This window comes from Escherichia sp. WS1368, assembly GCF_046487485.1.
Lineage (GTDB): Bacteria > Pseudomonadota > Gammaproteobacteria > Enterobacterales > Enterobacteriaceae > Escherichia > Escherichia coli.
Genome location: NZ_JBJQJI010000001.1, coordinates 469,640 through 495,212 on the forward strand (window position 1 = coordinate 469,640; position 25,573 = coordinate 495,212).

The window sequence follows — 25,573 nt, forward strand, 5'->3', positions numbered from 1 at the left end:
GTGGGTATTGCCGGATGCGTCGCATCCGGCAATCGGTGCCAAATGCCGGATGCGTCGCTGGTTTTACAATGTTACAGAGTGTTCTTTCTCTCCCTTCTTAAACTTCACTTCCCCAAGCTCAATACAACCCACCGGGCAGACGTGACCACAAAGCAGACAACCCACGCATTTCTCGGTATTACAATGCGGCGTGCGTGTTTTCTCGCTCCATTCCATCGCCTGGTGACCGCCGTCGTAACAGGAAATATAACAGCGTCCACAGCCAACACATTTATCGAGATTGATACGGGGATAGACAATATAACTGCGGTCTAAATCTTCCGCCGGAACAATATTGTTATTCGCCAGACCTACCATCTCCTGCAACGAATCAAATCCCTGATCGGCGAGATAATGCGACAACCCGCTCGCCATATCTTCCACTATCCGATACCCGTACTGCATAATGCCGGTGGTCACCTGTAACGTTGCTGCGCCGAGCAATAAAAACTCCGCCGCATCCTCCCAGGTTTCAATGCCGCCGATACCGCTGATCGGGAAATCGCGCAGCTCTGGATGGGTACGTATTTGCTGAATGAAGCGCAGGGCGATCGGTTTTACCGCTTTACCGGAATATCCGGAAATACTCGATTTACCGTTAACGATCGGCATACCGATTTTCTGATTAAGATCGATATTGGTGATGGATTTAACGGTGTTAATCGCCGCAATGCCATCTGCGCCGCCGCGCTTCGCCGCCAGCGCCACTTCGCACATATCACCGATATTCGGCGTCATCTTCGCCAGCATTGGCAGCGTGGAACCACGTTTTACTGCCCGACAATATTTTTCTACCAGCTCCGGGCTTTGCCCGACATCGCTACCCATCGCATGAGAAGTCATTTGCGGACAGGAGAAGTTACACTCGATCATATCCGCGCCAGCTTCTTGCACCAGACGCGCCAGCTCTTCCCATTGCTGCTCATTTTCGCCCATGATTGAAGCGATCAATACTTTGTCCGGGTAATCTTCTTTCAGCCGACGCAGGGCGGCCAGATTATCTTCCAACGGATGTTCAGCAATCTGCTCCATATTTTTGAAGCCGATAAAACCGGTATCTTCTTTCACCAGATGATCAAAACGCGGCGAGACTTCGTTGGCGATAAAAAAGCCGATCGTTTTAAACACCACGCCGCCCCAGCCAGTGTCGTAGGCTTTGGCACACATCTCATAGCAGTTGCCTACCGGCGAAGAAGAGAGGCAGAACGGGTTGGGAAACTTCACGCCGCAAAAAGTAATCGAAAGATCTTTCGTTAACATGAGCAAGCTCCCTCTAAATAGTGATGAATCGCCTCGGCGGCTTCTTTCCCGGTTTTCACGGCATAGACCACGGTTTTGTCCCCCTCAACAATATCGCCAGCAGCAAAGACTTGCGGATCGCGGGTCTGGTAATTTTGTGTATTGATGGTGTTACGCTGCGGCTCTAACTCCGCAAAGGCATCCAGTCTGGCATGCTGACCGACGGCGAGAATAATTTTATCTGCCGCCATCGTCAGTTCGCCCGGTAACCGTACATGCTTAAACGTGACTTTATTGCCTTCCACGGCTACTGGCGTGAATCCATCGATGATCGAAACGCCCAGCTCCCGAGCGCTGGCAAACTCTTTTTCGCTTGCCGGAAACTCATCTAACTCTTCACGCGCTACGCAAGTTACCGCCTGACAGCCGAGAACTTTCAGCGTGCTGGCTACGTCCATCGCGACATCACCGCCGCCGATAATTAATGCGCTTTGTGGAATGCTGATATCGCCTTGCGCCTGTCGTGCACGTTGCAAGAAGTCGACGGCAATCTCAACGTCGCTATGCTCAAACAGTGGTAGCCCCGAACCGCTCGATAACCCCACGGTGACCAGTACCGCGCGGTTTTCCGCTTTCAGCTGATCCAGGGTAAATGTGTTACCGATTTCGTTATTGCACTTAATGGTCACGCCCATTTTTTCAATACGGGCGATTTCTGCATCCAGTACTGATTGCGGTAACCGGAATTGCGGAATGCCGTTACGCAACCAGCCACCGGGTTGTGCTTCTTTCTCATAGATCGTGACGTCATAACCCTGGTTTGTCAGCGTCACACTGGCCTGCAATCCGGCAGGACCTGCGCCAATAATGGCGACTTTGCCGAGCGTTTTAGTACCGGGCTGATAAATTTCCATCCCAGTTTGTTGTTCAAAATCAGTAACAAAACGCTGTAAGCGACCGATATCAATGGGAGTATCAACACCGGCACGGGTACAACCGCTTTGGCATAATTTCTCCGTCGGGCACACTCTGGCACAAACGGCACCGAGGGCATTATTTTCGCGAATTGTCTCGGCAGCGCCTTTAAAATTACGAAAGTAGATTGAGCGAATAAATTTCCCCGGATCGGTCTGTGCCGGGCAAGCCTGACTACAGGGGGCGTCATGGCATAATAAACAGCGAGAGGCTTCTTTAATCGCCAGTAACGGTGTAAAAGCCGGAGTGAGTTCATCCAGATAATTTTGTTGCGGCATGTGATCTTCCTTAATGCTATGAGTAATTAAGGCGAACGCTAAATATACTCGTCATACTTCAAGTTGCATGTGCTGCGTCTGCGGGTTATTCGGCCCATCCATGGGCCTCACCCCTTATGGGGCCGCTGCAGGCAGCGTTCAAATCCGCTCCATGCGGATTTGTCGCTCACCCCAGTCACTTACTTATGTAAGCTCCTGGGGACTCTCTCACTTGTCGCCTTCCTGCAACTCGAATTATTTAGAGTATAAATATTGCGTGCTGATATTAAGGCTATGCGCGTGGGGAAATTTAAACTGTGAAAGGATTCACAAATAGCTGTGGTTCAGAATGTTATATCCGCAGCTTATTGAGTGAAGTAATAATTATTCTCAATAATTAACAGAAAAGAGAAAATATTAACGATAGAAAATAAGATAAACAATCATGCCGATAGATAAAATTCCGAAGCCGATATATGCCACCATATAAGCGAAGAAGAGTCCGGGATTTTTTGCTCGCCAGACATACACCGGTTCCGGTGCATTTTTAACCCGTTTATCAATCGCGCCTGCGCGCCAGCCTTTCCATGCTTCGCGGAAACAAAATATCGGAATGAGGAAAAAAACGGCAACGACAAAAAAATGCTGTACATCCATAACTACTTTCCTTGTTTCTTTTGCAATTCAAGTAACTGTTCGGGCGTGACGGCGGGATACCCCTGCGCATCTTCCGGCACCTGGTGCATAGCCGGAATAGGGACCAGCGGCCCTAAAAAACGCGGTTCACGTTTAAAAATATAAAGGTCAGCCAGCGCACCGAAACGGGCGGCAAATTCGCGAATACGTACTGACAGCATATCCTTCGGTGACGGTACGGCATAACACTGAGCCTGAATCCCCATATGCAGCGCAATAAATAATGCCCGCTCACAGTGGAAACGTTGGGTGATAATAATGAAATCATTAGTATCGAAAACTTTGCGTGTACGCACGATGGAATCCAGCGTACGAAAGCCTGCGTAATCGAGAACAATATCTGATGGGTCGACACCAGCAGCGATTAAATCTTTGCGCATGGTCATCGGCTCATTATAACTTTGCAATGCGTTATCGCCGCTCAGTAATAGATAATTTACCTTACCGCTGTTATAGGCATTAATCGCTCCTTGAATGCGGTAGCGATAATACTGATTAATTACGCCAGTACGATAATATTTTGCTGTGCCGAGCACCACACCGACCTGGCGGTAGGGGAGATCCTGCAATTCGTCGTAGATATAAGGCGCGGTTTTCCAGCTCATCCAGCGATCGAGGCCGAGCACAGTCAACAGCAGCAAGCCGATCAGGACTAACAGGCTGAGGAACACGCGCTTTAACATGCAGGAGACTCGATCTAAGGAAAATTTCCATCAGGCTACTTTACCCGCTGGTTTTGCGCAAGAAACGGCAAACTGTTTGCCGGGATTTTCGACACCAGGAGAGGGCTGGCAAGCCGGACAAGGCGTTCACGCCGCATCCGGCACCAGGCTTAAGCGAGAAGCACGCGGTCGATATTGTGACAGCCGAGAGCTTTCAGCGTTGCGGAGGTGGCATCCCACTGAATCAACGGCGCATCGGCTTTTTCTGCCAGAACCGCGCGCTGGATATCCGGGTAATCATAACCCTTGAGATTCAACAGAATTAACGCCCCCTGCAACGGTGGCAGAGTCGGGTTGAATGCGGCGTTTTCAGCGTAGCTGCCGCTGAAAATACGACCGTCTTTACATTCCAGCGCGACACCGCTTGGCGACTTACTGTAAGGCATGTGCGAACGGTTTGCCGCCGCAATCGCCGCCTGAGAAAGCGCATCACCCGTCAGCGCATAGCCGTGATCCTGCTCGTCCATCAGCAGCGTTTTAATCTCCAGATCTTTCGGCCCAAAGGCATCCGGTAGATAGTCACGCAGCGCGTGTGCCTCGCGTCCCGGAAGATGAATACGCAGATCCAGACCGCTGTTCAGTTCATTCATAAACTGACGGCAGTGACCACAAGGCGTGTAGTTAACGGTGATCGCTGCAAGCGCTTTTTCACCACTCAACCAGGCGTGGCTGATCGCGCTTTGTTCGGCATGAACGGTTTGCTGCATTGTCGCACCAATAAATTCCATATTGGCACCAAAATACCAGGTTCCGCTCACACCGCGCGCAATTGCGCCAACATTAAAATTCGACAATGGCGTACGCGCACAGGCCGCCGCCAGCGGAAGTAGTGCGAATGCCAGCGCGTCTTCGTCCAGCCCCGTTGCGCTCTTCAGCGATGAGACTTGCTCCCCGGTCAACAAAGCGGGGAAGTACTTGTCTGCCAGAATAGGTTCCAGTGCAGATTGCAAGTTATCCGCAAGTTGGGCAAAAGCGGTTTGAAAACGTGGATGCATGGCGTTGCCTCATAATCATGTAATGGGATAACAGTTTACGAACCCGTTATGGCTTTATATGTGATCTGAATCTCATTAATTATGCAACGCGTGAAACTTACATCAAAAATGCGCGACGCATCGCAAATTTTAGCCCATTACTGCCAGAATAATCGGGAAAAGGAACGGTGCGATCAGCGAAGTAATTATCCCGCATAACACCAGTGCCAGCGAACTAAACGCACCTTCCTGATAATCCAGCTCGGCGCAGCGCGCCGTACCGAGGGCGTGCGAGGCTGTCCCCATCGCCAGACCGCGCGCAGCTTTGGTACGAATACGCATCGCATTAAGCAATGTATGGCCAAACACAGCGCCGAGGATGCCGACGAAAATGACGCAAACTGCGCTGATTGCCGGAATACCGCCAATACTGCCGCCAACCGCCATTGCAATAGGCGTGGTGACTGATTTCGGCAGGATTGACGCGGCGATTTCCGGTGAAGCGCCCATCAACAATGCCACAGAAGTCCCCGTCACCATCGCAACCACGCTGCCGATAAAACAGATGGTGATGATCGATTTCCAGCGCGCGCGGATCTGGTGTAGCTGCTCATATAAAGGATAGGCCAGCGCGACGACCGCCGGTTGCAGCAGATCGTTTAGCACTTCGCTACCTTTAAAGTAGCTGTCGTAAGAGATGCCGGTCAGCATTAAAAAAGGAATGATCACCACCATTGCTACCAGCAACGGGTTAAGCAAGGGAAACTTATACCGTGCCGCCAGTTTGCGGGCGGCAAAAAAGACAATCAACGTCAGCGGTAATGACCACCAGATATTCGCCATCATTCTTCTGATCCTTTCTGACCTACGACTTTACGTTCACCGTGCACCAGTTGCGAACTCCAGCTCACCACCAGAAAAACCACCAGCGTACTGACTGCACAGGAAACCACTACCGGGCCAAACTGTGCGCGGAGCAAATCAAAATATTGCATGACGCCTACGCCAATCGGCACAAACAATAGCGCCATATAGCGAATCAGTACGTAGCACCCCGGATTGACCCATTTTGCCGGAAGAATTTGCAAGGCCAGCAGGACAAACAGGATCAGCATCCCGATGATGCTGCCCGGAATGGTTACCGGTAGCAGTGAAGCAATGAAAATGCCTGCATACAGGCAGGCATAAATCAGGACAAAAGCACGTAAATATTGCCAGATAATGTTCAGTGTCTTACTCATAATCAACACCCCAGATGAGATGGATTCATCATACAATTAATTCGTAAAACGTGCTACCGATCACATTAAGAAATCAGCGCTTATTTTTTCGCTCCCGGGCATTAAGCAATGAGCAGCGAACTCAGGCATACATCAAGCATAGAGAGGGATTGCAGTTTGCAGCAATCCCTCTTTGCAGACCTTTAATCCGCTGACCATAGGCGCTAACATAGCGCCTCATTTTTTTGCGGGTGATGATATGCGTGTGTTACTGGCACCGATGGAGGGTGTACTCGACTCTCTGGTGCGTGAATTGCTGACCGAAGTTAACGACTACGATCTGTGCATCACCGAGTTTGTCCGCGTGGTGGATCAACTGCTGCCAATAAAAGTCTTTCATCGCATTTGCCCTGAGCTACAAAATGCCAGCCGGACACCTTCCGGTACGCTGGTGCGCGTGCAGTTGTTAGGTCAGTTCCCACAATGGCTGGCAGAGAACGCCGCCCGTGCGGTGGAGTTAGGTTCCTGGGGCGTGGATCTCAATTGCGGCTGCCCGTCGAAAACGGTTAACGGTAGCGGCGGTGGGGCGACGTTACTCAAAGATCCCGAACTCATCTACCAGGGTGCAAAAGCGATGCGTGAAGCTGTACCGGCGCATTTGCCCGTCAGCGTGAAAGTGCGTCTGGGATGGGACAGCGGTGAGAAGAAATTTGAAATCGCCGATGCGGTTCAACAGGCTGGTGCTACAGAGCTGGTGGTGCATGGGCGGACGAAAGAGCAGGGTTACCGCGCGGAGCATATTGACTGGCAGGCGATTGGCGAGATTCGCCAGCGGCTGAATATTCCGGTGATTGCCAACGGTGAAATCTGGGACTGGCAGAGTGCGCAACAATGCATGACGATCAGCGGATGCGACGCAGTGATGATTGGTCGCGGGGCGCTCAATATTCCCAACCTGAGCCGGGTGGTAAAATATAACGAACCGCGAATGCCGTGGCCGGAGGTAGTTGCTTTGCTGCAAAAATATACCCGTCTGGAAAAGCAGGGCGATACCGGGTTATATCACGTTGCGCGGATTAAACAGTGGTTGAGTTATTTGCGTAAAGAATACGATGAAGCAACGGAATTATTTCAGCATGTTCGGGTGTTGAATAATTCCCCTGATATTGCAAGGGCTATTCAGGCAATTGATATCGAGAAACTCTAAAAAACCATAGTGATGTTTTTTGACAATGTGTTAGCTCTTTATCAATAGGCCGCACGGTTGTTTGGTGGCGTCAAAATCGCCGAGGCGTTCCCCGAAGGCCGGGGCAGCCCACATGGATGTGGGCTGAGGGCGCGTTTTACAGGGATGTTACCTCGCGCCCGACCCGGTAGCCGTAAGGGATAAGCCGAGGGCACCGCGCAGCGGCGATTTTGTTCGCCAGAGCCTGGGGGTGCAGGGGGCGGCGGCGATTGGTCGCCCCCTGCGCGCTCCTTGCGCCAGTGATTATATGAAGCAATGCACATGACAGGAGCGCAACAGGATGAGAGACTGAAATATTCTCGTTATTTTCGGATCTGATGACATTAATTAATTTTAAAATATCATCTTAAATACGCCAGTCACCACCAGTAGCCCAATCAGGAAAATAATCAATACAGCCCAGAGTATAATTTTCATTGGCGTTCCTTTATTTGTGAGTGCTGAATAAGTATAGGAAAAAACGAAGCCCTTTGCCGCTATCCATAAACGATTAAGATAAATCGGAAGATATCATTCACTTAGTGTATATTTTTCTGAATATGTTGTTTTATTGCCACTGATGTATTGCCACGCGAAACTAAAAAATATATCGCAACACACGGTAATCTCCGCGCACCTTTTCTTACCTGATTATTCCCCCATGAATCGTGATTCTTTTTATCCAGCCATCGCCTGTTTTCCGCTGTTACTGATGCTGGCCGGGTGTGCGCCTATGCATGAAACCCGCCAGGCGTTAAGCCAGCAAACGCCCGCTGTGCAAGTTGACACCGCATTACCCACGGCGCTGAAAAATGGTTGGCCAGACAGCCAATGGTGGCTGGAGTATCACGATAATCAACTCACTTCATTAATTAATAACGCACTACAGAACGCACCGGATATGCAGGTGGCTGAACAACGCATTCAACTGGCTGAAGCCCAGGCGAAGGCAGTTGCCACTCAGGATGGTCCGCAGCTCGACTTTTCTGCGGATATGGAGCGGCAAAAAATGTCGGCAGAAGGGTTAATGGGGCCGTTTGCTTTGAACGATCCGGCCGCAGGTACGACCGGTCCGTGGTACACCAACGGTACTTTTGGCTTAACGGCGGGCTGGCATCTCGATATCTGGGGAAAGAATCGGGCGGAGGTTACTGCTCGCCTGGGTACGGTTAAAGCACGGGCGGCGGAACGCGAGCAAACCCGCCAATTGCTGGCTGGCAGCGTAGCCCGTCTGTACTGGGAGTGGCAAACCCAGGCGGCGTTAAACACTGTCTTACAGCAAATCGAAAAAGAGCAGAACACCATTATCGCCACCGATCGCCAGCTATATCAGAACGGGATTACTTCTTCAGTTGAAGGTGTGGAAACCGATATTAATGCCAGCAAAACCCGGCAGCAGCTCAACGATGTCGCGGGGAAAATGAAAATTATTGAGGCACGGTTAAGCGCACTTACAAATCACCAGACAAAGGCATTGAAGCTTAATCCGGTCGCGTTGCCGAAAGTGGCAAGCCAGCTTCCTGATGAACTGGGGTACTCCTTACTGGCCCGGCGGGCAGATTTGCAGGCGGCGCACTGGTACGTTGAGTCATCGTTAAGCACTATTGATGCGGCAAAAGCGGCATTTTATCCTGACATCAACCTGATGGCCTTCCTGCAACAGGATGCGTTGCACTTAAGCGATCTGTTCCGTCATTCCGCGCAGCAAATGGGCGTTACGGCAGGCCTGACGCTACCCATTTTCGATAGTGGCCGTCTTAACGCCAACCTCGATATCGCAAAAGCCGAAAGCAACTTGTCTATCGCCAGCTACAACAAAGCGGTGGTTGAAGCGGTGAATGACGTGGCGCGGGCAGCTAGTCAGGTTCAGACACTGGCGGAGAAAAACCAGCATCAGGCGCAAATTGAGCGCGATGCCTTGCGTGTAGTAGGTCTTGCGCAGGCGCGCTTTAACGCGGGCATCATTGCGGGTTCCCGGGTCAGCGAAGCCAGAATCCCGGCGCTGCGTGAGCGGGCCAATGGCCTGTTATTGCAAGGGCAGTGGCTGGATGCTTCCATTCAACTCACTGGTGCGTTGGGCGGGGGTTACAAACGTTGATGATATGCGCCTTCTATACTTAACGTTTATTCAGCGTTAAGTGGAGAACTCGATGGCACAGGTCGCGATTATTACCGCCTCCGATTCGGGGATCGGCAAAGAGTGCGCGTTATTACTGGCGCAGCAGGGGGTTGATATTGGTATTACCTGGCACTCTGATGAAGAAGGGGCAAAAGATACCGCGCGTGAGGTGGTTAGCCACGGCGTACGTGCGGAGATCGTGCAACTGGATCTCGGCAATCTGCCAGAAGGTGTGCAGGCGCTGGAGAAACTCATTCAACGGCTGGGGCGTATTGATGTGCTGGTGAATAATGCGGGCGCAATGACCAAAGCGCCGTTTCTTGATATGGCTTTCGATGAGTGGCGCAAGATTTTTACCGTTGATGTCGATGGTGCATTTTTATGCTCGCAAATTGCTGCCCGCCAGATGGTGAAACAAGGGCAGGGTGGTCGCATCATCAACATTACGTCGGTGCATGAACATACGCCGTTGCCGGATGCCAGCGCCTACACAGCCGCTAAACATGCGCTCGGCGGGTTAACCAAAGCGATGGCGCTGGAGCTGGTCAGGCATAAGATTTTGGTGAATGCGGTTGCACCTGGGGCGATCGCCACGCCAATGAACGGCATGGATGATGGCGACGTGAAGCCCGGCGCGGAGCCTTCGATTCCCTTGCGGCGTTTTGGCGCAACGCATGAGATTGCCAGCCTGGTGGTGTGGCTTTGTTCGGAGGGCGCAAATTACACCACTGGGCAGTCGTTGATAGTGGATGGCGGCTTTATGCTGGCGAATCCGCAGTTCAACCCAGAATAGCGCAGTGAGGTGCGTGGATATTTCATTGGGTTAGGCCAGATAAGACACGCCAGTGTCGCATCAGGCATGGAACACCCGGTGCCGGATGTGGCGTGAATGCTTATCTGTGGCAACTGCTTTACGCCTGATTATCCGGCTTTTTCTTCCCGCGTCGTTTCAGCCACCAGCGCACGCCTACCACCAGAACCACGACCAGAATCAACCAGACCCAGTGCTTCAAATGCTGGTCGAGATTGTGCAACCACGGCGCAATCACCTGACCACCAGCGTAACCGATAGTGGTAAAAATCAACGCCCAGGCAAATGCGCCAAGGATATTCAGTGGCAGAAAGATTTTCGGCGGCAGCTGGCTGGCACCAATCAGCGTCGGGCCAATCACCCTAAAGCCATACATAAAACGCGTACCAATGACAAACAGATACGGATGGCGTTGGATAAGTTTCTGCGCCCGCTCAATTTTATCCTGATGTTTCGAGAAACGGCGTAATAGCTTGCCGCCAAAGCGCCGCCCGCACAGATAAAGCACCTGGTCGCCAATCATGCCGCCAAGCGCCACAGAAAGTACCACCAGCGGGAACTTTAATAGCCCCTGATGTGCCGCAACGCCTCCCAGCAAAGTCACGGTTTCACCTTCCGCCAGGCTACCGATCACCAGCGCGGCATAACCATATTGTGAGATGAGTGTATTGAGATCCATAGGCCAGTCTGTCTCCCTTTGCTTGCCTGTAAGCATACACCCTGTGAATAGTTCACGCTGAAAAAGGACGTACATCAGACGGTGCAAATTACATGAGCGAACAAAAAATAATCACAAGCTGACTTATACTTGAACTGTCAGGTTCATGAACTCACAACAAGGGGGCGGTATGAGCCATGTCTGGGGACTGTTTTCCCATCCCGATCGTGAAATGCAGGTGATTAATCGCGAAAACGAAACGATTTCTCATCACTACACCCACCACGTTTTGCTGATGGCGGCGATTCCGGTGATTTGCGCCTTCATTGGCACCACACAAATTGGCTGGAATTTTGGCGATGGCACTATCCTGAAGTTATCCTGGTTTACCGGACTGGCGCTGGCTGTCTTGTTTTATGGCGTTATGCTGGCTGGGGTCGCGGTGATGGGGCGGGTCATCTGGTGGATGGCGCGCAATTATCCGCAGCGTCCGTCACTTGCGCACTGCATGGTCTTTGCGGGCTACGTTGCAACTCCGCTGTTTTTAAGCGGTCTGGTGGCGCTTTATCCGCTGGTCTGGTTGTGTGCGCTGGTCGGCACGGTGGCGCTGTTTTACACCGGCTACCTGCTTTACCTCGGTATTCCGAGCTTCCTGAATATCAACAAAGAGGATGGACTTAGCTTCTCCAGTTCGACGCTGGCGATTGGCGTGCTGGTACTGGAAGTGCTGCTCGCCCTTACCGTTATACTATGGGGCTACGGTTATCGTTTGTTCTAGAAAGTTCTTTTGTGTTGCATTGCTGGCGTAAATGTCAGCAATGCAGCATTTCCTCACGATTCTCCTTTGACGATCGCACTTTTTGCTCGTTATGATGGCGTCGCTAGCCTCAGTAAATCCTTACTCCGGCGGTGCGCAACCCGTGCGCGTGAACCACTATATGAATGCTCATCATGCCGAAATTTCGAGTTTCTTTATTTAGCCTGGCCCTGATGCTGGCTGTGCCTTTTGCACCGCAGGCCGTTGCGAAAACGGCAGCCGCTACCACCGCTTCACAACCGGAAATTGCCTCCGGTAGCGCGATGATTGTTGATCTGAATACCAACAAAGTGATCTATTCGAACCACCCGGATCTGGTGCGTCCGATTGCGTCTATCAGCAAATTAATGACCGCGATGGTCGTGCTGGATGCACGACTGCCGCTGGATGAAAAACTAAAAGTGGATATCAGCCAGACGCCGGAGATGAAAGGGGTCTATTCGCGCGTACGACTGAACAGCGAAATCAGCCGTAAAGATATGCTGTTGCTGGCGCTGATGTCTTCAGAAAACCGCGCGGCGGCAAGCCTTGCGCACCATTATCCCGGTGGTTACAAAGCCTTTATTAAGGCGATGAATGCGAAAGCGAAATCGCTCGGAATGAACAACACGCGCTTTGTTGAACCGACCGGACTATCGGTGCATAACGTTTCAACTGCCCGTGACTTAACCAAACTGCTCATTGCCAGCAAACAATATCCGTTGATCGGGCAGTTAAGTACTACCCGGGAAGATATGGCAACCTTCTCTAACCCGACGTATACGCTGCCGTTCCGCAATACTAACCATCTGGTGTATCGCGATAACTGGAATATCCAGCTAACCAAAACCGGCTTTACCAATGCGGCGGGCCATTGTCTGGTGATGCGTACGGTTATCAATAATAAACCGGTGGCGCTGGTAGTGATGGATGCGTTTGGCAAATATACCCATTTTGCCGATGCCAGCCGCCTGCGTACCTGGATTGAAACCGGTAAAGTGATGCCTGTTCCGGCAGCAGCGTTGAGCTATAAAAAACAAAAAGCCGCCCAAATGGCGGCGGCGGGGCAGACGGCACAGAACGATTAAGTGAATTACGGATGGCGATACTCTGCCATCCGTAATTTTTACTCCACTTCCTGCCAGTTTTTCCGCTTACTGGTTTTACCGATCCCCGGATTCATACTGTTGGTCGGATCGTTCTCGCGATAAAACTTCTGCAACGTCTCCGGTGCTTTATACAAATGACCGACGTTATGTTCGGCAGGGTATTGCGCGCCGCGCTGCTGTAGCAGCTCCAGCATCTGTTCTTTCAACGCATGCACATCCACGCCTTTTTTAACGATGTAATCCTGATGGAAGACATAGCACATAAAATGGCCGTAATAGAGCTTGTGCACCAGCTGGCTGTCGATCTCCGGCGGTAAATGCTCATACCACTCGGTGTCGTTACGCCGCAGAGCGATATCCAGCGCCAGAATGTCTTCGACTTCATCGGAATGCACCGCCTGATAACGAATTGCTGCGCCCGCAGCGGCGAAACGGTGTAAAAACGCTTTGCTACCTTCCTCCGGCGTACAGACAAAGAAATCGCCTTCGGCCTGTTTGAAATAATCCACCAGCCACGATTTGGCTTCACCGACGCCATCGCCCGCCATTTTTAACAGCAGATGATGCTCGTATTTATCGCGCCAGTTTTTCATGCGCGGCGGTAAATGGCTGGGGAACAGGTGACCGAATTTTTGCATCGCACGGTCGGTAAAATGCGGACGGAAGAATTTCACTTTCTCCAGCATCGCATCGGTGCGCCCCTTGAGATTAAAGAAGAACGGCATCTTGTCGGTGCCTAACTTATCAATCATCAGGAAGGTGTCTTTGCCGTATTTTTCCGCAATATCGTAGATATCCCGGTGCATATATTCCCCGGCAACCGGCAGATTTTCGAAATTAGCCAGAATATGACGGCGGATTTCGGTCAGTACTTCCGGCTGGTTGGTGCCGATATAAAACACCTGCTGATTTTTTTCCGCTTCGAAGGTATCAAGACGTACCGCAAAGACGGCCAGCTTCCCGGCGCAACCAGAAGATTCAAATAACCGATCCGGATCGGCGTTATAACGTGCAGGCGTGTCGGCTTCAATATCACGAACGCGGTGGACATAGTCATAATCGTGGGCGTGACGACCATCGTGACGCACATCGTCATCTTTGATGCGATCGTCATCCAGCTTGCTAAGGATCTGCTCCGGCGTTTCGCCCAGATCAATCCCCAGATGGTTAACCAGCGTCAGCTTGCCATCTTCATTTATACGCGCGAATAACGACATTTCGGTATACGCCGGGCCACGTTGCACCAGCGAACCACCAGAGTTATTACAGATACCGCCGATGACCGATGCGCCTATACACGATGATCCAATCACCGAGTGCGGTTCGCGTCCCAGCGGTTTGAGGGCTTTTTCCAGCGAATAGAGCGTGGTGCCCGGATAGGCCAGCACCTGTTCGCCCTTGCCAAGAACGTGCAGCTTGTCGAGACGCAGGGTGCTGATGATCACGATATCGCGATCATAGTCGTTACCGTTTGGCGTCGAGCCTTCGGTCAGACCTGTATTGGCTGCCTGCATCAGAATAATTTTGTCGGCGGTGACGCAGGCTTTCAGCACCCGCCACAATTCCAGTAGTGAGCCAGGGAAAACGACAGCCAGTGCATCGCCCTGACCAGAACGGAAGCCCTTGCGATAGCGGGCCGTTTTTGCGGGATCGGTGAGCAGGTGTGAAGAACCCACCAGTCGGGCAAGTTCATTCAAAAAGGCTTTATTATCAGTTGTTGTCATGGAAGACATTTTCCACTCCTTGTGGTGGCGAAAAAATATCACAAACTAGAATAGCGCCTTGTATGACAATTCAGCGAGTGAATATTTTGAAAATTCAGACAATAAACTGAGCATTCTTTTTCTCTCTCCATCATGCTTATGGCAAACTACGGTTTTTGCACCATTTTCGCTGCCACGTCGGGCAACAAAGGAAGAAAAATCCATATGAAATGGCTATGTTCAGTAGGAATCGCGGTGAGTCTGGCTCTGCAGCCAGCACTGGCGGATGATTTATTCGGTAACCATCCATTAACGCCTGAAGCGCGGGATGCGTTCGTCACCGAACTGCTTAAGAAAATGACAGTTGATGAGAAAATTGGTCAGCTGCGCTTAATCAGCGTCGGCCCGGATAACCCGAAAGAGGCGATCCGCGAGATGATCAAAGACGGGCAGGTTGGGGCGATTTTCAACACCGTAACCCGTCAGGATATCCGCGCCATGCAGGATCAGGTGATGGAATTAAGCCGCCTGAAAATTCCTCTTTTCTTTGCTTACGACGTGCTGCACGGTCAGCGCACGGTGTTCCCGATTAGCCTCGGTCTGGCCTCGTCTTTTAACCTCGATGCGGTGAAAACAGTCGGGCGTGTCTCTGCTTATGAAGCGGCAGATGATGGCCTGAATATGACCTGGGCACCAATGGTCGATGTCTCGCGCGATCCGCGCTGGGGACGTGCTTCCGAAGGTTTTGGCGAAGATACGTATCTCACCTCAATAATGGGGAAAACCATGGTGGAAGCGATGCAGGGTAAAAGTCCGGCAGATCGCTACTCGGTGATGACCAGCGTCAAACACTTTGCCGCTTACGGCGCGGTAGAAGGCGGTAAAGAGTACAACACCGTCGATATGAGTCCGCAGCGCCTGTTTAATGATTATATGCCGCCGTACAAAGCGGGGCTGGAGGCAGGCAGCGGCGCGGTGATGGTGGCGCTGAACTCGCTGAACGGTACGCCAGCCACCTCCGACTCCTGGCTGCTGAAAGATGTTCTGCGCGACCAGTGGGGCTTTAAAGGCATCACCGTTTCCGATCACGGCGCAATCAAAGAGCTGATTAAACATGGCACGGCGGCAGACCCGGAAGATGCGGTGCGCGTGGCGCTGAAATCCGGCATCAACATGAGTATGAGCGACGAGTACTACTCGAAGTATCTGCCTGGGTTGATCAAATCCGGCAAAGTGACGATGGAAGAGCTGGATGACGCTACCCGTCATGTACTGAACGTTAAATATGATATGGGGTTGTTTAACGACCCGTACAGCCATCTCGGTCCGAAAGAGTCTGACCCGGTGGATACCAATGCCGAAAGCCGCCTGCACCGCAAAGAAGCGCGTGAAGTGGCGCGCGAAAGCCTGGTGTTGCTGAAAAACCGTCTCGAAACGTTACCGCTGAAAAAATCCGCAACCATTGCGGTGGTTGGCCCGCTGGCAGACAGCAAGCGTGACGTGATGGGCAGCTGGTCGGCGGCAGGGGTTGCCGATCAATCCGTGACCGTGCTGACCGGGATTAAAAATGCCGTCGGTGAAAACGGTAAAGTGCTGTATGCCAAAGGGGCTAACGTTACCAGTGACAAAGGCATTATCGATTTCCTGAATCAGTATGAAGAAGCGGTCAAAGTCGATCCGCGTTCGCCGCAAGAGATGATTGATGAAGCGGTGCAAACCGCGAAACAATCTGATGTGGTGGTGGCTGTGGTCGGTGAAGCACAGGGGATGGCGCACGAGGCTTCCAGCCGTACCGATATCACTATTCCGCAAAGCCAACGTGACTTGATTGCGGCGCTGAAAGCCACCGGTAAACCGCTGGTGCTGGTGCTGATGAATGGGCGTCCGCTGGCGCTGGTGAAAGAAGATCAGCAGGCTGATGCGATTCTGGAAACCTGGTTTGCGGGGACTGAAGGGGGGAATGCGATTGCCGATGTATTGTTTGGCGATTACAACCCGTCCGGCAAGCTGCCGATGTCCTTCCCGCGTTCTGTCGGGCAGATCCCTGTGTACTACAGCCATCTGAATACCGGTCGCCCGTATAACGCCGATAAGCCGAACAAATACACTTCGCGTTATTTTGATGAAGCTAACGGGGCGCTTTATCCGTTCGGCTATGGTCTGAGCTATACCACTTTCACCGTCTCTGATGTGAAACTTTCTGCGCCGACCATGAAGCGTGACGGCAAAGTGACCGCCAGTGTGCAGGTGACGAACACCGGTAAGCGCGAAGGGGCGACGGTAGTGCAGATGTACTTGCAGGATGTGACGGCTTCCATGAGTCGTCCGGTGAAGCAGCTGAAAGGCTTTGAGAAAATCACCCTGAAACCGGGCGAAACCCAGACCGTCAGCTTCCCGATTGATATCGAGGCGCTGAAGTTCTGGAATCAACAGATGAAATATGACGCCGAGCCTGGCAAGTTCAATGTCTTTATCGGCACTGATTCCGCACGCGTTAAGAAAGGCGAGTTTGAGTTGCTGTAATGCTTTAGTAAGGGCGCGACGTCTGCGCCCTTTAAGTATTTATCTGATTCTGCAACTGAATCCGCCCAGACAGGCTAACCCTGTCATTATCAACTATGCTTTTCTCTTAATTCGCTGAAAACAACAGTAAAAGAATGAGGAAAGCATCATGCCACTCTCAAAGCTCTGGGCAGGTTCATTGGTTTTGTTGGCAGCCGTGAGCCTGCCGCTACAGGCGGCTTCCCCCGTTAAGGTCGGTTCAAAAATCGATACCGAAGGCGCGCTGCTCGGCAATATCATTTTGCAGGTGCTGGAAAGTCACGGTGTTCCTACGGTAAATAAAGTGCAACTGGGAACGACTCCCGTGGTGCGCGGGGCGATTACTTCCGGTGAACTGGATATCTATCCGGAATATACCGGCAATGGCGCGTTTTTCTTTAAAGATGAAAACGATGCGGCATGGAAAAATGCCGGGCAAGGCTACGAGAAAGTCAAAAAACTCGATGCAGAGCAAAACAAGTTAATCTGGCTGACGCCCGCGCCTGCAAATAACACCTGGACTATCGCCGTGCGTCAGGATGTGGCAGAGAAAAACAAACTCACTTCGCTTGCCGACCTGAGTCGTTATCTGAAAGAGGGCGGCACCTTCAAACTGGCGGCCTCGGCAGAATTTATTGAACGCGCCGATGCGTTACCCGCGTTTGAAAAAGCCTATGGCTTTAAGCTCGGTCAGGATCAGTTGCTGTCACTGGCTGGTGGCGACACGGCGGTGACGATCAAAGCCGCTGCCCAGCAAACCTCTGGCGTTAATGCGGCGATGGCTTACGGCACTGACGGCCCGGTCGCGGCGCTGGGGCTGCAAACCTTAAGTGATCCGCAAGGCGTGCAACCTATCTACGCGCCTGCACCAGTGGTGCGTGAGTCGGTGTTGAAAGAGTATCCACAAATGGCACAGTGGCTACAGCCAGTCTTCGCCAGCCTCGATGAAAAAACATTGCAGCAACTGAATGCCAGCATTGCTGTGGAAGGACTGGATGCCAAAAAAGTGGCTGCCGACTACCTGAAACAAAAAGGGTGGACGAAGTAATTTCCCGTGACTTATTTCCGTATTAATCCTGTTCTGGCGCTGCTGCTGTTGCTGACGGCAATCGCAGCGGCGCTGCCATTTATCAGTTACGCGCCTAATCGTTTAGTTTCGGGTGAGGGGCGTCATCTCTGGCAGCTGTGGCCGCAAACGATCTGGATGCTGGTGGGCGTTGGTTGCGCCTGGATGACAGCCTGTTTTATTCCCGCTAAAAAAGGCAGCATTTTTGCACTCATTCTGGCGCAATTCGTCTTCGTATTGCTGGTGTGGGGAGCAGGAAAGGCGGCGACACAACTGGCACAAAATGGCAGTGCGCTGGCGCGTACCAGCCTCGGCAGTGGTTTCTGGCTGGCTGCGGCGCTGGCATTGCTGGCCTGTAGCGATGCCATCCGCCGAATCTCCACGCATCCGCTGTGGCGCTGGTTGTTGCATATGCAGATTGCCATTATTCCGCTGTGGTTGCTGTACTCCGGCACGCTTAACGATCTCTCGCTAATGAAAGAATACGCCAACCGTCAGGATGTGTTTGACGACGCGCTGGCACAACATCTGACGTTGCTGTTTGGTGCGGTGCTGCCTGCGTTAGTGATTGGTGTGCCGTTGGGCGTCTGGTGCTACTTTTCCACTGCGCGGCAGGGGGCGATTTTTTCGCTACTCAATGTCATTCAGACCGTGCCTTCGGTGGCGCTCTTTGGCTTGTTGATTGCGCCGCTTGCCGGACTGGTTACGGCCTTTCCGTGGCTGGGTAAGCTCGGCATAGCAGGAACCGGAATGACACCCGCACTGATTGCGCTGGTGCTCTATGCCTTGCTGCCGCTGGTGCGCGGCGTGGTAGTCGGCTTGAACCAGATCCCGCGCGATGTGCTGGAGAGCGCCAGAGCGATGGGCATGAGCGGGGCGCAGCGATTCCTGCATGTTCAGTTACCGCTGGCGTTACCGGTATTTCTGCGTAGCCTGCGGGTGGTGATGGTGCAAACCGTCGGCATGGCGGTGATTGCGGCGTTAATCGGCGCAGGCGGTTTTGGTGCGCTGGTTTTCCAGGGGCTGCTAAGCAGTGCCATTGATTTAGTGTTGCTGGGGGTGATCCCGGTAATTGTTCTGGCGGTGCTGATCGATGCGCTGTTCGATTTGCTTATCGCACTGCTGAAGGTGAAACGTAATGATTGAATTTAGCCATGTCAGCAAACTGTTCGGCGCACAAAAAGCCGTTAACGATCTCAATCTCAATTTTCAGGAGGGGAGTTTTTCGGTGCTGATTGGTACATCAGGCTCCGGTAAATCCACCACCCTGAAAATGATTAACCGCCTGGTGGAGCATGACAGCGGCGTGATCCGCTTTGCCGGAGAAGAAATTCGCTCGCTGCCAGTGCTGGAGTTGCGCCGCCGGATGGGCTATGCCATTCAATCTATTGGCCTGTTTCCCCACTGGAGCGTGGCGCAAAATATTGCCACCGTGCCGCAATTACAAAAATGGTCGCGGGCGCGGATTGACGATCGTATCGACGAATTAATGGCGCTACTGGGGCTGGAGCCAAATTTGCGTGAGCGTTATCCGCATCAGCTTTCTGGCGGTCAGCAGCAACGTGTGGGAGTGGCGCGCGCACTGGCTGCCGATCCGCAAGTCTTACTGATGGATGAACCTTTTGGCGCGCTGGACCCGGTAACGCGCGGCGCGTTGCAACAAGAGATGACGCGCATACACCGTTTGCTGGGGCGTACCATTGTGCTGGTCACTCATGATATTGATGAGGCGCTACGACTGGCAGAACATCTGGTGTTGATGGATCACGGTGAAGTGGTGCAGCAGGGCAATCCGCTGACGATGCTGACTCGTCCGGCGAATGATTTTGTCCGCCAGTTTTTTGGGCATAGTGAACTGGGTGTCCGCCTGCTTTCGTTACGTAGCGTGGCGGATTACGTGCGTCGCGAAGAACGGGCAGAAGGTGAGGCGCTGGCAGAAGAGATGACTCTACGCGATGCGCTCTCCCTGTTTGTCGCGCGGGGATGCGAGGTGCTGCCGGTGGTGAACACGCAGGGCCAGCCTTGCGGCACGCTGCATTTTCAGGATCTGCTGGTGGAGGCGTAAACGTATGAAGATGTTGCGCGATCCGCTGTTCTGGCTCATTGCTCTGTTTGTGGCGCTGATTTTCTGGCTGCCTTACAGCCAGCCGCTGTTTGCTGCCTTGTTCCCACAACTGCCACGACCCGTTTATCAGCAAGAAAGTTTTGCTGCTCTGGCACTGGCTCATTTCTGGCTGGTGGGAATTTCGAGTTTGTTTGCGGTGATCATTGGCACTGGTGCAGGAATTATTGTTACTCGCCCGTGGGGCGCGGAATTTCGCCCACTGGTGGAAACTATTGCCGCCGTTGGACAGACTTTTCCGCCCGTCGCGGTGCTGGCGATTGCCGTTCCGGTGATTGGGTTTGGTCTGCAACCCGCGATTATCGCCTTGATCCTTTATGGTGTGCTGCCCGTCCTGCAGGCAACACTTGCCGGGCTGGGAGCGATTGATGCCAGCGTGACAGAAGTTGCGAAAGGTATGGGAATGAGCCGTGGTCAGCGACTGCGTAAGGTCGAGCTACCGCTGGCGGCTCCGGTGATTCTGGCGGGCGTGCGAACTTCGGTGATTATCAACATTGGTACGGCGACGATCGCCTCAACGGTAGGGGCCAGCACGCTGGGTACGCCGATCATCATCGGGCTTAGCGGATTTAATACCGCGTATGTGATCCAGGGGGCGTTACTGGTGGCACTGGCGGCGATCATTGCAGACCGCCTGTTTGAAAGGCTGGTGCAGGCGCTTAGCCAGCACGCAAAATAAAGGTATAACCTGCGAGCATGACGCCACCAATTCCGCCTAACGCCATAAACAGGAACAGGGCGATGACCCCAATTTTAGCTATGCGCATAATGCACTCCTTATGTTAACGAAAGGATTGTACAGTAAAGCGCATTTGTTAACGAATCATTAAATGCCGAGTGGGAAAATATCATGGCCTTGTTCCTGCCAACTGGTGAGTTGCTGCTGTTGGGCGGAGGTTCGATTTTCACCGCACCACACCAGCAATGTACGGCCTTCGAACAGTTCAGGGCGTAGTTGATTGAGCGAGTGGGCGAGGACATCAATGCGCCATCCTTGTTGACTGGCAATCCAGCCCTCCAGCCACAGACGGGTGGTATCATGAATATTCCAGCCAACCACCAACGCATCTTTACCCTGTTTTTTACGTGCCGAAGCCAGGCAAATGGCGATGTAGTTGATCAGTACGCCGTCGAGGATCGCCAGCAGCGCCTGGAGAGTCGGTTGTTGGCACTGAAGTCGTCGGCGCAGAGGAATAAACAGATGTGTGGTGAGCGTCTGGGCGGGGTAATCCTGACCGCGCTCTTTGATCCACGTTCGCAGGCTATGCAGATTGCCGCTTTGCAGGTAAGTCAGTAATGTTTCTTGCTGATCGCGCCAGCCGTTCTGCACATCAACATTTTCATTACTGAGCAGCATTTTAACTTTGCTGACCTGCACGCCGTTGTCGATCCAGCGTTTGATCTCGCGGATCCGGTCAATATCGGCATCGTTGAACAGCCGATGGCCGCCGTCTGTCCGTTGCGGTTTCAGCAATCCGTAACGCCTCTGCCACGCGCGTAACGTGACAGGGTTAATATCACAAAGCAACGCCACTTCACCAATTGTGTAAAGCGCCATCGTCTCACCCTTGCTCGCGAGGTCCCGGTTTAACTTTAGACGCAGTTTTGCGAACCAGGTAGTTTTGCCCGTTTTTTGTGCATCTATAGGGTGATTTTATTTTTGCCAGGCGATTTTGAGTGATCGTACTCACGAATTCTCATTTTTCTGCAAGAGTTCAAAGAAAGTTAAACGCAGGCAATGTATGTTACGCGTTTTAAAGGGAAGTGTGGTTTGCGGGTATGTACGATTTTAATCTGGTGTTGCTGCTGCTTCAGCAGATGTGCGTTTTTTTAGTCATTGCGTGGTTAATGAGTAAAACGCCATTATTCATACCGTTAATGCAGGTCACGGTTCGTCTGCCGCATAAATTTCTCTGCTACATCGTCTTTTCCATCTTCTGCATCATGGGCACCTGGTTTGGGTTGCACATTGACGATTCTATTGCCAATACCCGTGCGATAGGCGCGGTAATGGGCGGCTTACTCGGCGGTCCGGTCGTCGGTGGGCTGGTTGGTCTGACCGGCGGGTTACATCGATATTCGATGGGGGGCATGACCGCGCTAAGTTGCATGATCTCGACCATCGTTGAAGGGTTGCTCGGCGGCCTGGTACACAGCATCCTGATCCGTCGCGGGCGCACTGATAAAGTCTTTAACCCCATTACCGCCGGTGCCGTCACGTTCGTCGCTGAAATGGTGCAAATGTTGATCATCCTGGCAATCGCCCGACCTTATGAAGATGCGGTGCGTCTGGTGAGTAATATTGCTGCGCCAATGATGGTCACCAATACCGTCGGCGCGGCGCTGTTTATGCGTATATTGCTCGATAAACGCGCGATGTTTGAAAAATACACTTCGGCTTTTTCTGCCACTGCGCTAAAAGTGGCTGCCTCGACGGAAGGCATTTTGCGCCAGGGGTTTAACGAAGTGAACAGCATGAAAGTGGCACAGGTGCTGTATCAGGAGCTGGATATTGGTGCAGTCGCGATTACCGATCGAGAGAAATTGCTGGCCTTTACCGGAATTGGTGACGATCACCATTTACCCGGCAAACCGATTTCTTCGACTTACACCTTAAAAGCGATTGAAACCGGTGAAGTGGTCTACGCTGATGGCAACGAAGTACCTTATCGTTGCTCTTTGCATCCGCAATGCAAACTGGGGTCGACGCTGGTAATTCCGTTGCGTGGTGAAAATCAGCGGGTGATGGGTACCATCAAATTGTATGAAGCCAAAAACCGTTTATTCAGTTCAATCAATCGCACGCTGGGTGAGGGGATTGCGCAACTGCTTTCGGCGCAGATCCTCGCCGGGCAATATGAGCGGCAAAAAGCGATGCTCACCCAGTCAGAGATCAAACTGCTTCACGCCCAGGTGAACCCCCATTTTTTGTTTAATGCGCTTAACACCATTAAAGCGGTGATCCGCCGCGACAGCGAACAGGCCAGCCAGCTGGTGCAGTATCTTTCCACTTTTTTCCGCAAAAACTTAAAGCGGCCTTCGGAGTTTGTTACTCTCGCCGACGAAATTGAACATGTGAACGCTTATCTGCAAATTGAAAAGGCGCGCTTCCAGTCGCGGTTGCAGGTCAACATTGCTATTCCGCAAGAATTATCCCAGCAGCAATTGCCCGCGTTTACCCTGCAACCGATAGTGGAAAACGCTATTAAACATGGGACATCACAACTGCTGGATACAGGGCGAGTGGCAATCAGCGCCCGACGTGAGGGGCAACATTTGATGCTGGAGATCGAAGACAACGCCGGTTTGTATCAACCGGTAACCAATGCCAGTGGGCTGGGGATGAATCTGGTGGATAAGCGTTTACGTGAACGGTTTGGCGATGACTATGGGATAAGCGTCGCCTGTGAGCCTGATAGTTACACCCGAATAACGTTACGACTACCATGGAGGGACGAGGCATGATTAAAGTCTTAATTGTCGATGATGAGCCGTTAGCACGGGAGAACCTGCGCGTATTTTTGCAGGAGCAGAGCGATATTGAAATCGTTGGAGAGTGTTCAAACGCCGTGGAAGGGATCGGCGCGGTGCATAAACTGCGCCCGGATGTGCTGTTTCTTGATATCCAGATGCCGCGCATCAGTGGTCTGGAAATGGTGGGGATGCTCGACCCGGAACATCGTCCGTATATCGTTTTTCTCACCGCGTTTGATGAATACGCCATTAAAGCCTTTGAAGAACATGCTTTTGATTATCTGCTGAAGCCAATTGATGAAGCGCGACTGGAGAAAACGCTGGCGCGATTGCGTCTGGAGCGCAGCAAGCAGGATGTTTCGCTGTTACCGGAAAATCAACAGGCGCTGAAATTTATCCCTTGTACGGGGCATAGTCGGATTTATTTGCTGCAAATGAAAGATGTAGCATTTGTCAGCAGTCGGATGAGCGGTGTCTACGTTACCAGTCACGAAGGGAAAGAGGGCTTTACCGAATTGACATTACGTACCCTGGAGAGTCGTACACCACTACTACGCTGCCATCGTCAGTATCTGGTTAACCTCGCGCATTTACAGGAGATTCGTCTGGAAGATAACGGCCAGGCCGAGTTGATTTTGCGTAATGGCTTAACCGTGCCGGTCAGCCGTCGTTATCTGAAAAGCTTAAAAGAGGCGATTGGCCTGTAAAAGACTGCTAAAATGGCTTTTTGCCTCATCAACACCTGAAGGCCTCATGCTAAGTAACGATATTCTGCGCAGCGTGCGCTACATTTTGAAAGCCAATAATAATGACCTGGTGCGTATTCTGGCGCTGGGTAATGTCGAAGCCACCACGGAACAGATCGCCGTCTGGCTACGTAAAGAAGACGAAGAGGGTTTTCAGCGTTGTCCGGACATTGTTTTGTCTTCCTTCCTCAATGGCCTGATTTATGAAAAACGCGGCAAGGATGAGTCTGCTCCGGCACTGGAGCCGGAACGTCGCATTAATAACAACATCGTGCTGAAAAAATTACGCATCGCGTTTTCGCTGAAGACCGATGACATTCTGGCGATCCTCACCGAACAGCAGTTCCGCGTTTCGATGCCGGAAATTACGGCGATGATGCGTGCACCGGATCATAAAAACTTCCGCGAATGCGGCGATCAATTTTTACGTTATTTTCTGCGTGGACTGGCAGCGCGCCAGCATGTGAAGAAAAGCTAAGACGGGTATGGCGGCCATGCAAAAACATGGCCGCCGACAGATTATTTCACTTCTTTAAAACCAGCGGCTTTCATCACCAGTTCCATTTGCGCCATAGTGATACCTTTTTTGGCATCTTCAGCAGAAACGTTGATTCCTGAAATACCCTGCAGGGCTTTGAAATCCACTTTTTCCATATCGATAGTCACGTTTTCCTGCGCGTAGGTATCGGTATAGGTTAATTTTTCTTCAACACCCGCGATGTTTTTGTATTTGGCGCTTAACGGCTCAAGTGTCTTGGCAGCATCTTCTTTGGTGGTTGCACCAATGGAGGCAAATTGAATTTTGGTTTCAGAAGATTGCTTAAGCACCTTGTCACCTTTGTAGACATAGGTAATGGCAATTTCAGTACCGTTCAGATTGGCGCTGAATTTTTTCGATTCTTCTTTGTCACCGCAGCCAGCAAGAGAGAAAACCAGAACAGATGCAACAACGAGGGAAAACAGCTTATTGAAAGCCTTCATGTAAAACTCCATTTTATTTAATCAAGAAACTGGTGACTCTCACCAGGAGCTATATAGGATATGCCTAATACCGTGACGTGAGCAGTCCGGAACTGGAGTA

Annotated in this window: 26 protein-coding genes; 13 read left to right on the plus strand and 13 right to left on the minus strand. The window is 51.9% G+C overall.

Annotated features, from left to right (window positions below; translation table 11 throughout):
• Positions 1–63 precede the first annotated feature (63 nt).
• The 7 genes from preA to ACJHYD_RS02165 form a co-directional block, all read right to left on the minus strand.
• A complete protein-coding gene (preA, locus tag ACJHYD_RS02135) occupies positions 64–1,299 on the minus strand; it encodes an NAD-dependent dihydropyrimidine dehydrogenase subunit PreA (protein ID WP_001551361.1) in 1,236 nt (411 codons plus the stop codon).
• Entirely contained in the window at positions 1,293–2,531 is a 1,239-nt protein-coding gene (preT, locus tag ACJHYD_RS02140) for an NAD-dependent dihydropyrimidine dehydrogenase subunit PreT (protein ID WP_001551360.1), read from the minus strand. The genes preA and preT overlap by 7 nt, the downstream gene beginning before the upstream one ends.
• A 396-nt stretch (positions 2,532–2,927) precedes the next feature.
• On the minus strand, positions 2,928–3,167 hold the full coding sequence (locus ACJHYD_RS02145; protein WP_000383045.1) for a DUF2542 family protein: 240 nt from the start codon (positions 3,165–3,167) through the stop codon (positions 2,928–2,930).
• 2 nt (positions 3,168–3,169) lie between these two features.
• Positions 3,170–3,889 carry an outer membrane permeability protein SanA gene (sanA, locus tag ACJHYD_RS02150; protein ID WP_000920064.1) on the minus strand — a complete coding sequence of 240 codons (720 nt, stop codon included), beginning with the start codon at positions 3,887–3,889 and terminating at the stop codon, positions 3,170–3,172.
• A 149-nt stretch (positions 3,890–4,038) separates the two neighbouring features.
• Positions 4,039–4,923 carry a cytidine deaminase gene (gene cdd / locus ACJHYD_RS02155; RefSeq protein ID WP_000553553.1) on the minus strand — a complete coding sequence of 295 codons (885 nt, stop codon included), beginning with the start codon at positions 4,921–4,923 and terminating at the stop codon, positions 4,039–4,041.
• Positions 4,924–5,052: 129 nt separating this feature from the next.
• Positions 5,053–5,748, minus strand: coding sequence for a CidB/LrgB family autolysis modulator (locus tag ACJHYD_RS02160; protein ID WP_000968208.1), 696 nt, complete (start codon positions 5,746–5,748; stop codon positions 5,053–5,055).
• A complete protein-coding gene (locus ACJHYD_RS02165) occupies positions 5,745–6,143 on the minus strand; it encodes a CidA/LrgA family protein (protein WP_001295452.1) in 399 nt (132 codons plus the stop codon). The genes ACJHYD_RS02160 and ACJHYD_RS02165 overlap by 4 nt, the downstream gene beginning before the upstream one ends.
• 238 nt (positions 6,144–6,381) lie before the next feature.
• Between ACJHYD_RS02165 and dusC the strand changes: the two genes are divergently transcribed.
• The gene (gene dusC / locus ACJHYD_RS02170) at positions 6,382–7,329 is read left to right on the plus strand and encodes a tRNA dihydrouridine(16) synthase DusC (protein ID WP_001551359.1); all 948 of its coding nucleotides are present in this window, start codon (positions 6,382–6,384) and stop codon (positions 7,327–7,329) included.
• Between the two features lie 372 nt (positions 7,330–7,701).
• On the opposite strand, the gene yohP is transcribed toward dusC, so the two are convergent.
• Complete coding sequence (gene yohP / locus ACJHYD_RS02175) at positions 7,702–7,785, minus strand: small membrane protein YohP (RefSeq protein ID WP_000691708.1); 84 nt, start codon at positions 7,783–7,785, stop codon at positions 7,702–7,704.
• A gap of 223 nt (positions 7,786–8,008) precedes the next feature.
• Between yohP and mdtQ the strand changes: the two genes are divergently transcribed.
• Together mdtQ and ACJHYD_RS02185 are read left to right on the plus strand one after the other, a co-directional pair.
• Entirely contained in the window at positions 8,009–9,445 is a 1,437-nt protein-coding gene (mdtQ, locus tag ACJHYD_RS02180; protein ID WP_001551358.1) for a multidrug resistance outer membrane protein MdtQ, read from the plus strand.
• A gap of 52 nt (positions 9,446–9,497) precedes the next feature.
• A complete protein-coding gene (locus ACJHYD_RS02185) occupies positions 9,498–10,259 on the plus strand; it encodes an SDR family oxidoreductase (protein WP_001551357.1) in 762 nt (253 codons plus the stop codon).
• A gap of 118 nt (positions 10,260–10,377) precedes the next feature.
• Here ACJHYD_RS02185 and ACJHYD_RS02190 read toward each other — a convergent pair whose 3' ends face one another.
• Positions 10,378–10,956 carry a DedA family protein gene (locus ACJHYD_RS02190; protein ID WP_000365433.1) on the minus strand — a complete coding sequence of 193 codons (579 nt, stop codon included), beginning with the start codon at positions 10,954–10,956 and terminating at the stop codon, positions 10,378–10,380.
• Between the two features lie 169 nt (positions 10,957–11,125).
• Here ACJHYD_RS02190 and ACJHYD_RS02195 point away from each other — a divergent pair, with 169 nt between their 5' ends.
• Together ACJHYD_RS02195 and pbpG are read left to right on the plus strand one after the other, a co-directional pair.
• Positions 11,126–11,713 carry a Yip1 family protein gene (locus ACJHYD_RS02195; protein WP_001551355.1) on the plus strand — a complete coding sequence of 196 codons (588 nt, stop codon included), beginning with the start codon at positions 11,126–11,128 and terminating at the stop codon, positions 11,711–11,713.
• Between the two features lie 173 nt (positions 11,714–11,886).
• Positions 11,887–12,819 (plus strand): D-alanyl-D-alanine endopeptidase, encoded by a 933-nt coding sequence (pbpG, locus tag ACJHYD_RS02200; protein ID WP_001319943.1) that lies wholly within the window; start codon positions 11,887–11,889, stop codon positions 12,817–12,819.
• 38 nt (positions 12,820–12,857) lie between these two features.
• Here the strand turns inward: pbpG and dld are convergent, their stop codons facing one another.
• Positions 12,858–14,573 (minus strand): D-lactate dehydrogenase, encoded by a 1,716-nt coding sequence (gene dld, locus ACJHYD_RS02205; RefSeq protein ID WP_000097400.1) that lies wholly within the window; start codon positions 14,571–14,573, stop codon positions 12,858–12,860.
• Positions 14,574–14,768: 195 nt separating this feature from the next.
• On the opposite strand from dld, the gene bglX reads away from it, so the two are divergent.
• The 5 genes from bglX to yehW all read left to right on the plus strand — a co-directional run bounded on the left by bglX (position 14,769) and on the right by yehW (position 20,951).
• Positions 14,769–17,066 carry a beta-glucosidase BglX gene (gene bglX / locus ACJHYD_RS02210; RefSeq protein WP_023063648.1) on the plus strand — a complete coding sequence of 766 codons (2,298 nt, stop codon included), beginning with the start codon at positions 14,769–14,771 and terminating at the stop codon, positions 17,064–17,066.
• A gap of 148 nt (positions 17,067–17,214) precedes the next feature.
• The gene (gene osmF / locus ACJHYD_RS02215; RefSeq protein ID WP_001131232.1) at positions 17,215–18,132 is read left to right on the plus strand and encodes a glycine betaine ABC transporter substrate-binding protein OsmF; all 918 of its coding nucleotides are present in this window, start codon (positions 17,215–17,217) and stop codon (positions 18,130–18,132) included.
• A gap of 6 nt (positions 18,133–18,138) precedes the next feature.
• Entirely contained in the window at positions 18,139–19,296 is a 1,158-nt protein-coding gene (yehY, locus tag ACJHYD_RS02220; RefSeq protein ID WP_001551353.1) for a glycine betaine ABC transporter permease YehY, read from the plus strand.
• Positions 19,289–20,215: a glycine betaine ABC transporter ATP binding protein YehX gene (yehX, locus tag ACJHYD_RS02225; protein ID WP_000569343.1), complete on the plus strand. Its 927-nt coding sequence runs from the start codon at positions 19,289–19,291 to the stop codon at positions 20,213–20,215. Before yehY ends, yehX begins: the two co-directional genes overlap by 8 nt.
• A 4-nt stretch (positions 20,216–20,219) precedes the next feature.
• The gene (gene yehW / locus ACJHYD_RS02230) at positions 20,220–20,951 is read left to right on the plus strand and encodes a glycine betaine ABC transporter permease YehW (RefSeq protein ID WP_000783134.1); all 732 of its coding nucleotides are present in this window, start codon (positions 20,220–20,222) and stop codon (positions 20,949–20,951) included.
• Here yehW and ACJHYD_RS02235 read toward each other — a convergent pair.
• Positions 20,932–21,039, minus strand: a complete 108-nt coding sequence (locus tag ACJHYD_RS02235; protein WP_001216963.1) for a protein YohO — start codon at positions 21,037–21,039, stop codon at positions 20,932–20,934. The two genes, yehW and ACJHYD_RS02235, sit on opposite strands and share 20 nt — an antisense overlap.
• A 59-nt stretch (positions 21,040–21,098) precedes the next feature.
• Complete coding sequence (gene mlrA, locus ACJHYD_RS02240) at positions 21,099–21,830, minus strand: HTH-type transcriptional regulator MlrA (protein ID WP_001240398.1); 732 nt, start codon at positions 21,828–21,830, stop codon at positions 21,099–21,101.
• 221 nt (positions 21,831–22,051) lie between these two features.
• Between mlrA and btsS the strand changes: the two genes are divergently transcribed.
• The 3 genes from btsS to ACJHYD_RS02255 are packed head-to-tail and all read left to right on the plus strand — an operon-like array spanning position 22,052 to position 24,970.
• On the plus strand, positions 22,052–23,737 hold the full coding sequence (gene btsS, locus ACJHYD_RS02245; RefSeq protein WP_001295431.1) for a two-component regulatory system sensor histidine kinase BtsS: 1,686 nt from the start codon (positions 22,052–22,054) through the stop codon (positions 23,735–23,737).
• Positions 23,734–24,453, plus strand: a complete 720-nt coding sequence (btsR, locus tag ACJHYD_RS02250; protein ID WP_001308766.1) for a two-component system response regulator BtsR — start codon at positions 23,734–23,736, stop codon at positions 24,451–24,453. Before btsS ends, btsR begins: the two co-directional genes overlap by 4 nt.
• Positions 24,454–24,499: 46 nt before the next feature.
• Positions 24,500–24,970 (plus strand): DUF1456 family protein, encoded by a 471-nt coding sequence (locus ACJHYD_RS02255; protein WP_001551352.1) that lies wholly within the window; start codon positions 24,500–24,502, stop codon positions 24,968–24,970.
• Between the two features lie 41 nt (positions 24,971–25,011).
• Here ACJHYD_RS02255 and ACJHYD_RS02260 read toward each other — a convergent pair whose 3' ends face one another.
• Entirely contained in the window at positions 25,012–25,473 is a 462-nt protein-coding gene (locus ACJHYD_RS02260; protein WP_001295429.1) for a YehR family lipoprotein, read from the minus strand.
• Between the last annotated feature and the right edge of the window lie 100 nt (positions 25,474–25,573).

Excerpts from the sequence above, each read along its gene's own strand:
- cdd (WP_000553553.1), bottom strand. The coding sequence starts at position 4,923 with ATGCATCCACGTTTTCAAACCGCTTTTGCCCAACTTGCGGATAACTTG.
- ACJHYD_RS02145 (WP_000383045.1), bottom strand. The coding sequence starts at position 3,167 with ATGGATGTACAGCATTTTTTTGTCGTTGCCGTTTTTTTCCTCATTCCG.
- sanA (WP_000920064.1), bottom strand. The coding sequence starts at position 3,889 with ATGTTAAAGCGCGTGTTCCTCAGCCTGTTAGTCCTGATCGGCTTGCTG.
- bglX (WP_023063648.1), top strand. The coding sequence starts at position 14,769 with ATGAAATGGCTATGTTCAGTAGGAATCGCGGTGAGTCTGGCTCTGCAG.
- osmF (WP_001131232.1), top strand. The coding sequence starts at position 17,215 with ATGCCACTCTCAAAGCTCTGGGCAGGTTCATTGGTTTTGTTGGCAGCC.
- btsS (WP_001295431.1), top strand. The coding sequence starts at position 22,052 with ATGTACGATTTTAATCTGGTGTTGCTGCTGCTTCAGCAGATGTGCGTT.
- mdtQ (WP_001551358.1), top strand. The coding sequence starts at position 8,009 with ATGAATCGTGATTCTTTTTATCCAGCCATCGCCTGTTTTCCGCTGTTA.
- yohP (WP_000691708.1), bottom strand. The coding sequence starts at position 7,785 with ATGAAAATTATACTCTGGGCTGTATTGATTATTTTCCTGATTGGGCTA.
- pbpG (WP_001319943.1), top strand. The coding sequence starts at position 11,887 with ATGCCGAAATTTCGAGTTTCTTTATTTAGCCTGGCCCTGATGCTGGCT.
- ACJHYD_RS02190 (WP_000365433.1), bottom strand. The coding sequence starts at position 10,956 with ATGGATCTCAATACACTCATCTCACAATATGGTTATGCCGCGCTGGTG.
- mlrA (WP_001240398.1), bottom strand. The coding sequence starts at position 21,830 with ATGGCGCTTTACACAATTGGTGAAGTGGCGTTGCTTTGTGATATTAAC.
- preT (WP_001551360.1), bottom strand. The coding sequence starts at position 2,531 with ATGCCGCAACAAAATTATCTGGATGAACTCACTCCGGCTTTTACACCG.
- dld (WP_000097400.1), bottom strand. The coding sequence starts at position 14,573 with ATGTCTTCCATGACAACAACTGATAATAAAGCCTTTTTGAATGAACTT.
- yehW (WP_000783134.1), top strand. The coding sequence starts at position 20,220 with ATGAAGATGTTGCGCGATCCGCTGTTCTGGCTCATTGCTCTGTTTGTG.
- preA (WP_001551361.1), bottom strand. The coding sequence starts at position 1,299 with ATGTTAACGAAAGATCTTTCGATTACTTTTTGCGGCGTGAAGTTTCCC.
- ACJHYD_RS02160 (WP_000968208.1), bottom strand. The coding sequence starts at position 5,748 with ATGATGGCGAATATCTGGTGGTCATTACCGCTGACGTTGATTGTCTTT.
- ACJHYD_RS02195 (WP_001551355.1), top strand. The coding sequence starts at position 11,126 with ATGAGCCATGTCTGGGGACTGTTTTCCCATCCCGATCGTGAAATGCAG.
- ACJHYD_RS02165 (WP_001295452.1), bottom strand. The coding sequence starts at position 6,143 with ATGAGTAAGACACTGAACATTATCTGGCAATATTTACGTGCTTTTGTC.
- yehX (WP_000569343.1), top strand. The coding sequence starts at position 19,289 with ATGATTGAATTTAGCCATGTCAGCAAACTGTTCGGCGCACAAAAAGCC.
- ACJHYD_RS02185 (WP_001551357.1), top strand. The coding sequence starts at position 9,498 with ATGGCACAGGTCGCGATTATTACCGCCTCCGATTCGGGGATCGGCAAA.
- dusC (WP_001551359.1), top strand. The coding sequence starts at position 6,382 with ATGCGTGTGTTACTGGCACCGATGGAGGGTGTACTCGACTCTCTGGTG.
- ACJHYD_RS02255 (WP_001551352.1), top strand. The coding sequence starts at position 24,500 with ATGCTAAGTAACGATATTCTGCGCAGCGTGCGCTACATTTTGAAAGCC.
- ACJHYD_RS02235 (WP_001216963.1), bottom strand. The coding sequence starts at position 21,039 with ATGCGCATAGCTAAAATTGGGGTCATCGCCCTGTTCCTGTTTATGGCG.
- btsR (WP_001308766.1), top strand. The coding sequence starts at position 23,734 with ATGATTAAAGTCTTAATTGTCGATGATGAGCCGTTAGCACGGGAGAAC.
- ACJHYD_RS02260 (WP_001295429.1), bottom strand. The coding sequence starts at position 25,473 with ATGAAGGCTTTCAATAAGCTGTTTTCCCTCGTTGTTGCATCTGTTCTG.